The organism is Rhodococcus sp. no. 34 (genome assembly GCF_054589475.1).
The window spans coordinates 483,225-488,949 of the sequence record NZ_BAAILK010000026.1 but is presented as its reverse complement, the minus strand read 5'-3'; the positions used below and the strand labels follow the sequence as shown (position 1 = coordinate 488,949).

Below are 5,725 nucleotides of genomic sequence, written 5' to 3'. Positions count from 1 at the left end.
GCGGGCCGAGACTGTCGTAGTCTCGGCCCGCCGCGGTTGTTCGGTGATCGGGTATTCAAACCATCAGGTGCTCAGCCGAATTCGATCGAGGTGTTGATTTCTTCCACCTGGTTGGAGGTCTGCATGTTCGTCGTGTCGGTGAACTGGTTTGCAAAGCTGACCAGGTAGACCGGCGAGTTGTCGTCGGCTTGGTAAGCGACGACCGTCATGACGGCGTAGAGCGGAACGTCCAGGTTTGGGGCGGTCCAGGTTCCGGAGAGGCGGAAACCCTGCTGTCCGTCGACGTCGATCTCGGTGTACTTCACCTCGGTCCACCCGTCGAGAGTGGCGATCGTTTCACGCGCAGCGGCAAGAACCTCGTCTTTTGTTGCGGTGCCTTGATTTTCGACCGTCACCGTGGTGTTCGGCATGAAACCGCTGGGTTCCTGGCTGTTGCTGGACAATGCGTCCGTAACGCCGGCAGGGATGTTCTCGCCGTGAGTCCAGCTCGGCGGGAGGCTGACGCTGATGCTCGGCGCTTCGGGGTCGTCGCCGGTTTCGATCGTCGTCCGCTCACCGATGAACGGTGTTCCGTCCCGCAAGGTCGGCGTCGCGGCAGCGGCAGACGGCGAGGATGCAGAACTTTCGGAAGCAGTGGTCTCACTGGTGTTGGTATCACTGGAGACGGCGTCGCCGCTTTCCGAACTGCTGCATCCGGACAAGACGAGTGCAGCAGTGATCAGTGACGCTATTCCGAGAGCAAGTGTGCTGCTCTTAGGGCTCATAGTGTGACAGTCCTTCAGGTTTTGGCGACGGCCGAGCGCCGCCGGCAGCATTGCTGGCGCGGCTGAGACTATCAGCGCTACGACGGCCGAGTAGTGGCCTTGAAGGTAATGGTGCTGCCGGGCCGCAGCTGTGCCAGCGACGCAATCCCGGCGTCGGAAACGACGGCGATGACCGGGTATCCGCCGGTCACGGGATGGTCGGCGAGGAACACGACGGGCTGGCCGCCTGGCGGCACCTGGATGGATCCCGTCACGACGCCTTCGCTCGGCAATTCCCCGGTGCGTGAGCGATGCAAAGGCCCTTGGCCCTGTAGCCGGACCCCGACTCGGTTGGTGTGTTCGGTGACTTTCCACGTGGTGTGAAGGAGCGCGTGAACGGATGCGGCGGTGAACCAGGAATTTCGGGGGCCGAGCGTGATCTCGATCGGAACCGCGCCGAGTGCAGGTGCCGGCGGTGGAATCAACTCTTCGGTGGGCCACGTCCCTTCCTCGGCCCCGAGGAGGACTAGATCGCCGGCGGCGAGCGGCGGCGGCCCGAGTCCGGAGAGCGTGTCGGTGGATCTGCTTCCGAGTACCTGCGGGACGTCGACGCCACCGCGTGCAGAGATATACGTTCTCAACCCGGTTGTGCTGTAACCCAATTCGAGAATGCTGCCACTACCCAGATGGATGCTCGCGTAGTCAGGTGCCGGCCGTCCGTCGACGGCCAGCGGCACCCGCGCGCCTGTCGCTGCCACCGTCATCGAACCGACGGCCCGCATAGCGAAACCCCCAGCGGTGACTTCGATGGTTGCTGCTCGAAAAGTGTTGCCTACGAGTCTGTTGGCGCTGTCATGCGAGATCATGTCGACGGCGCCGGATCTTCCGACCCCGAGGGCGCCGTAGCCTCTCCGCCCGCGGTCCTGAACTGTGGCGAGCGGGCCGGTACGCACAACCTCGAGCCAGGCCATGAATCCATTGTCCCGCAACAGCGCGGTGAAGACACCAAAATCATGCTTGCACCAAAATCATGCACGGACAAAGGTGACTGTGGTGCCGGGTAGAAGCAGCGCCGGCGGGCGGCGCTCGGCATCCCACACCGACAGTTCCGTCGTTCCGATCAACTGCCAGCCGCCCGGGGAGCTACGCGGGTAGACGCCCGAGAACGGTCCGGCCAACCCGACTGCACCGGCCGGGACCTGCCTGCGCGGGTCCGATCGACGTGGAACTTCGAGCTTTCTCTCGTTGCTGGTCAGATACGCGAAGCCGGGGGCGAAACCGATGAACGCGACGGTCCACGACGCAGACGTGTGAGCGTCGATCACACCGTCGACCCCGAGGCCGGTCAGCTTGCCCACCTCTACGAGATCGGTGCCGTCGTAGCGGACCGGAATCTCGACGGCAGGCCGCCCACTCTCGTCAGCTGTGAGTTCGATCGGTACGGCCCCACGTACCCATTTCTCCACCAGTTGGTGCGCGGTGATCGTGTTGTCGTACTCGATCAAGATGGTTCGCGCCGCGGGAATCAGGTCGATCACGCCGGGGATCCGACTGGCGTCGAGAGCCCTGAAGTTGCCCAGCACACTCGGCAGTTCGTCGTACTCGACGAGGACTGCGGATTCACCGGCGGGCAGGATCGCGATCATGTGAACGGCGTGATCTCGACGTCGGAAGATTCGAGGAGAGCACGGATTGCCACGGCCATGTCGACGGCTGCCGGACTGTCACCGTGCACGCACACCGATGCGGCAGCGACTTTCAACGTGCTCCCGTCGACTGCGTCCAACTCGCCGTCGACGGCCATTCGCCGAACCCGTTCTGCAACAAGCGTCGGGTCGTGCAGAACGGCGCCCGACTCGGTGCGGGGGACCAGGGTGCCCTCCGCCGTGTACGCACGATCGGCAAAAGCCTCGGCGACGATCTCGAGGCCGGCCTCGCGTGCCTCTTCCAGAAACACTGAACCCGGTAGTCCGAGAACAGGTAGCGAACTGTCGTAGGCAACGACGGCGGCGACCACGGCCCGCGCCTGCCGTCGGTGATGGACTATTGCGTTGTAGAGCGCGCCGTGGGGTTTGACGTACGTGACCCGCGATCCGGCGACACGAGCCAAACCGTCGAGTGCCCCTATTTGATAAATGACGTCGGCGGTGAGGTCCTTCGGGGAGACGTCGATGAAGCGTCTGCCGAAACCGGCGAGGTCTCGGTACCCCACCTGCGCGCCGATCCGGACGCCGCGGGCGGCGGCGGATTCGCAAGTCGCCAACAGCGTTGTCGGGTCGCCGGCATGGAATCCGCAGGCGATGTTCGCGCTGGTGACAAGTTCGAGCATGGCGTCGTCGTCGCCCAGGGTCCAGGCTCCGAAGCCCTCGCCGAGGTCGCTGTTCAGATCAACGCTGTAGCCCATACCTCGATTCTAGGTAGGTATGGGCTCTCGGTGTTCAGGCGTGCGCCGGAATCCGTCCGGCATTCTTGCGACGTGCGGATCCGAAGAGTCGGCATATCAGGTAGATCACGAACGAGACCGAGGTGACGAAACTCGAGACGGGAACGCCGGGGGCCAGCGAGAGAAGGATGCCGCCGACGGCTGCCAGTTCGGCGAACACGACGGAGAGGATCGTGGCCTTGAGTGGGCTTGCCGTGACGTACGCGGCGGCCGCTGCGGGGGTGATCAGCAGCGACATCACCAGCAGAGCACCGACGATCTGTACGCCGAGTGCTGCGGTGATGCCGACCAACACTGCGAACACGATCGACAGTGCCCGGACCGGAACACCGCGAGCTGCAGCAACTTCGGGGTCGGTGCTTGCGAACAGCAAAGGGCGGTAGATGAATCCGAGTGTGCCGATCACGATGACCGCGCACAGCAGCAGAAGTTCGAGACCGCTGTTTCCCGGCGCCACGATCTGTCCGACCAACAACGAGAAGCTGGTTCCCGTGCGACCGTCGTACGCCCAGAGGAACAACACCGACAGGCCGAGGCCGAAAGCCATGATCACGCCGATCACCGAATCTCGGTCGCGCGCTTTGGCTCCGAGCAGTCCGAACAGCACTGCCGCGACCACGGATCCGACGATGGCACCGAAGCCGACGCCCACACCGACGAGAAGTGCGGCGGATGCGCCCGTCAGTGACAGCTCACTCGTTCCGTGCACCGAGAACGACATCTGACGGCTCACGATCAGCGGCCCGATGATGCCTGCCAATAATCCGAGGATGGCACCGGCAATCAACGCCTGTTGGACGAAGTCGTACTGCAGTAGGTCGACGGTGGCGGACACGTCGAACATCCGCGACATCGCGTCGGTGAACTTGTTACTCACTGGTGGTGATCCTCATCAGAATGGTGAACGCCTTCTCCCGGGCGTAGTCCGCCTGCGCTGCCGAGCGCGTCGATGGCGTCGCCGGTGCCGATCACGACGAGGCGACCACGAACCTGCAACACTTCGACGTCGGTGTTGTACAGATCCGAGAGAACCTCGGACGTCATCACTTCGGCCGGCGTCCCGATCCGGAATTTACCGTCCACCAGATAGAGCACTCGATCCACCAACGGCAGGATCGGATTGATCTCGTGCGTCACGAACAGCACCGCCGTGTCATGGCTGCGTCGACGCTTGTCGATCAGCGTCGAGACCAGGTGCTGGTTGGCGAGGTCGAGGCTGAGCAGCGGCTCGTCGCACAGCAGAATCCGCGGGTCGCCGACCAAAGCCTGAGCGATACGCAGTCGCTGCTGCTCGCCGCCGGACATGGAGCCGATGGGGGCGTCGGCAAACGACTGGGCGCTGACCTGCGCGATGGCGTCGTCGACGATCTTGCGTCGACGACCCCGGCGCAGTAGCCCCGTGCCCCACTGGTGACCGTCGACGCCGAGGCCGACCAGGTCGCGGCCGCGGAGCGGGAGGCCGTCGTCGATCGACTTCTGCTGCGGGATGTACCCGACGTGTGAGTTCCCGGCCCGCGCCGGCGTGCCGACGATCTGAGCACTACCGCCGCTGAGTTGTAGTTGACCCAGAAGAATCTTCAGGAGCGAGGTCTTGCCCGACCCGTTCGGCCCGAGTACGGCGATGAACTCACCGGGCTGTACCTCGAGGTCGAGTCCGTCCCAGAGGGTGCGGGTGCCGAAGGACAGTCGAGCATCCTTCAGCGTCACAGCGGGCACGGTGGTACCAGAAGGCTCGGTGTTACCAGAGGGCACGGAGTCACCAGAAGGCACAGGAGTATTCGCGGAAGTTTCTGTCACAAGCCGATCGGTTCTTCTCGGAAATGGTGGGGCAAAAATTACTGGGCAGAGAGGGCGTTTGCGAGCGACTCCGCGGTCTGCGTCTGCCACTGAATGTAGTCCAGGCCCTCGGGGAGAGTCTCCGTAACCTCGACGACGGGCACTCCGGCGGTTTCGGCGGTGGTGCGCATGTCCTGGGTCACTTTGTCCTGCGTCTGGATGTTGTAGACCAGTGCGCGGGCCTGCTTCTCCGAGAGGAGCTGGCGCGTTGCGGCGATTGCGGCCGGTGAAGGATCGTTGCCGTCTTCGATGGCGCTGGTGAACTCTTCGGGAGTTGCGTCCTTCAGTTCAGCTGCGACCAGGAGGTAGTGCGCGATCGGTTCGGTCTGAGCCACGGGTGTGCCCGCGTGGGCAGCGGCGATGGAATCGGTGATCGCTGTGACGCCGGCGAGCTTCTGGCTGTATGCCTTCGCGTTGTCCTCGTAGGTCGCCGCGTTGTCCGGATCGAGAGCGCTCAGCTGATCGGCAACCGAATGTGCGACGGCGTCGACGGTCAAGATGTCGAACCAGACGTGTTCGTTGACTGCGCCGTGGGTGTGACCGTCATGCGATTCGCCCGCGGTTTCGCCGGCATGGATGCCGCCGTCGAGCAGGTTGTAGGCGTTGACGGTCTTCTGCTCGCCCTTGCCTGCGTCGAGGACGTCGGTGATGAACTGGTCGTAGCCGCCGCCGTTGTAGACGACAAGCGATGCGTCGGTGATCT

7 protein-coding genes are annotated in these 5,725 nt (G+C 63.8%); all 7 read right to left on the bottom strand.

Annotation, left to right across the window (positions count from 1 at the left end; translation table 11 throughout):
* Positions 1–71 precede the first annotated feature (71 nt).
* A complete protein-coding gene (locus tag ACYP01_RS11345; RefSeq protein ID WP_039973380.1) occupies positions 72–764 on the bottom strand; it encodes an LpqN/LpqT family lipoprotein in 693 nt (230 codons plus the stop codon).
* A 77-nt stretch (positions 765–841) separates the two neighbouring features.
* Positions 842–1,714, bottom strand: coding sequence for a 5-oxoprolinase subunit C family protein (locus ACYP01_RS11340; protein ID WP_007733989.1), 873 nt, complete (start codon positions 1,712–1,714; stop codon positions 842–844).
* Between the two features lie 57 nt (positions 1,715–1,771).
* Positions 1,772–2,389, bottom strand: a complete 618-nt coding sequence (gene pxpB / locus ACYP01_RS11335; RefSeq protein ID WP_081557332.1) for a 5-oxoprolinase subunit PxpB — start codon at positions 2,387–2,389, stop codon at positions 1,772–1,774.
* Positions 2,386–3,147 (bottom strand): LamB/YcsF family protein, encoded by a 762-nt coding sequence (locus ACYP01_RS11330; protein WP_283543175.1) that lies wholly within the window; start codon positions 3,145–3,147, stop codon positions 2,386–2,388. Before ACYP01_RS11330 ends, pxpB begins: the two co-directional genes overlap by 4 nt.
* A gap of 34 nt (positions 3,148–3,181) precedes the next feature.
* Positions 3,182–4,063 (bottom strand): metal ABC transporter permease, encoded by an 882-nt coding sequence (locus ACYP01_RS11325; RefSeq protein ID WP_003945811.1) that lies wholly within the window; start codon positions 4,061–4,063, stop codon positions 3,182–3,184.
* Positions 4,060–4,902 (bottom strand): metal ABC transporter ATP-binding protein, encoded by an 843-nt coding sequence (locus tag ACYP01_RS11320; protein ID WP_378645138.1) that lies wholly within the window; start codon positions 4,900–4,902, stop codon positions 4,060–4,062. Before ACYP01_RS11320 ends, ACYP01_RS11325 begins: the two co-directional genes overlap by 4 nt.
* A 119-nt stretch (positions 4,903–5,021) precedes the next feature.
* The coding region (locus tag ACYP01_RS11315; RefSeq protein WP_459679986.1) for a metal ABC transporter solute-binding protein, Zn/Mn family at positions 5,022–5,725 on the bottom strand (704 nt) is incomplete at its 5' end.